2 protein-coding genes are annotated in these 1,695 nt (G+C 64.2%); one reads left to right on the top strand and one right to left on the bottom strand.

Going from position 1 to position 1,695, the window contains the following annotated elements:
- Positions 1–1,165: PE-PPE domain-containing protein (locus tag WBF82_RS21395; protein WP_424384932.1), on the top strand; the 1,165-nt coding region annotated here is incomplete at its 5' end.
- Positions 1,166–1,169: 4 nt separating this feature from the next.
- Here WBF82_RS21395 and WBF82_RS21390 read toward each other — a convergent pair.
- Positions 1,170–1,694, bottom strand: a complete 525-nt coding sequence (locus tag WBF82_RS21390; RefSeq protein WP_424384931.1) for a hypothetical protein — start codon at positions 1,692–1,694, stop codon at positions 1,170–1,172.
- Between the last annotated feature and the right edge of the window lies 1 nt (position 1,695).

The raw sequence follows: 1,695 nt of genomic DNA, 5'->3' as shown, positions 1-1,695 counted from the left end.
CCTCTGCATTGCCGATTCCTGGCCAGGCCAGATGCGCACCGTGTTCGGCGATCACGACCGGTTCGTGCAGACCTACTTCTCCACCTTCAAAGGACTGTACTTCACGGGCGACGGCGCACGGCGTGATGCCGACGGCATCGGCGCTGGCAGCGGCGACTTCACCGGCGGCGGCTTCGACGGCTATAACCTTGCTTATGCCGGCGGTACGAGCGGTGTCTGGGGCAACGACGACATTGCCTCCGTATTAGGCAATAGCAGCAACGCGGTCGCTGGCTCCGATCTGCTGAATAACGGCACCACTGCCTACGATCACGACATCGCTACCGTTTTCGGTGAGGACAACGACACCGCCAACGCTACCGGTGCCGGTGGGCAGTACGACAGCTTCAGCGCGTTCGGTCACCAAACCGGCGGGGCCGCCGGGGCTGGCGCAGCCAGCGTCGCCACAACCAGCGTCGCCACAACCAGCGACGTCGCGGCCGCCGTGACCCCCGCCGACGGATACAATCCCGACTTCCTGGCCGGCTCAACCAACGCGCTGGTCCTGGGCCCCACCGGCATATCGACACCGGATGCCGCCTACATCAACGACGCGCTAAACCTGTACCTCTACCCGAACGGGTACGAGGGCAACGCCTTCACGACGCTGCCGCTGACCACCCCGGAAACAAACGACTTCCAGACGAGCGTGGCGCAGGGCGAGCAGATCCTCACCAATGCGATCGTCGCCGACTACAACGCCGGCGACATGGGCTGCAACGCAGCCGGTGTGTGCGCCGATCCGCTGACGATTTTCACCTACTCGCAAAGCAGCGCCATTGCCTCCCTCGACGAACCGACTCTCATCCAAGACGGAGTTCCTATCGACGCTTTGCGGTTCGTGATGCTCGGCGCCAACCCCACCGGCGTGCCCGACAACCTGTACCCGACCGAGATATACGACATCCACGGCGACACCTATGCGGAACCCGGCGTCTTGGGCACAACACAGCAGGACATTTTGTTCGGCGCTGAACTCCACGACGCCTACCTCGGGTTGACGCCAACCGAAATCGCCTCGGCCACACCGACAGTGGAAGGAATGACAACCTTCTACGACATTCCCACCCTCACCACCGCCGAGCTGTACACCGCGCTGCTCGATGCGGCCGCCGCAGGGACTTAGGCCGCTAGAAGGTGTCGACCTTCTCGACGCTGACGAACATGCCGTGGCCGGTGTTGTCGTTGGTGAACCGGGTGCCACTTTCGCTGGCTGCAATCGTCCAGCCCTCGGCGTCGTAGGTGAGGTAGTCGATAGACACGGTGGGAATGTCGCCGAGGTTGCCCAGCACCCATTGCACCGAACCGTCCTCGGTGATGTTCACGCCGTTGGCCCGTTCACCGTCCTGCATGGGGGAGTCGGTGAACTGTGCCTCGCAACCGACTGAGTGGCGGTTGATCTGGCAGCGCGTCTGACCGGATTTGGTTTCGATGAAGACGTAGCCGTTGGGGTCGGGTGGCAGCGGAATGATGTTGGCCGGCGGATTAGCGCTCGGCGGCGCTGGCCGCGATGGGGTCGGTGACGGGAGGGACGGTCTGGCCTTTGGGACCGACGGTTCGGTCGCTCCGGCGGGCGGCGAGGCCACCGGCTTGCCGTGGATCACGGAACTGCATCCACCAACCAGCGCGGCGCTGACCAGCAGGGCCGCCAGCAGC

This window comes from Mycobacterium sp., from assembly GCF_049673265.1.
GTDB lineage: Bacteria > Actinomycetota > Actinomycetes > Mycobacteriales > Mycobacteriaceae > Mycobacterium.
Note: the sequence above shows the minus strand (reverse complement) of the source record. Positions and strands in the feature narration are given on the sequence as shown.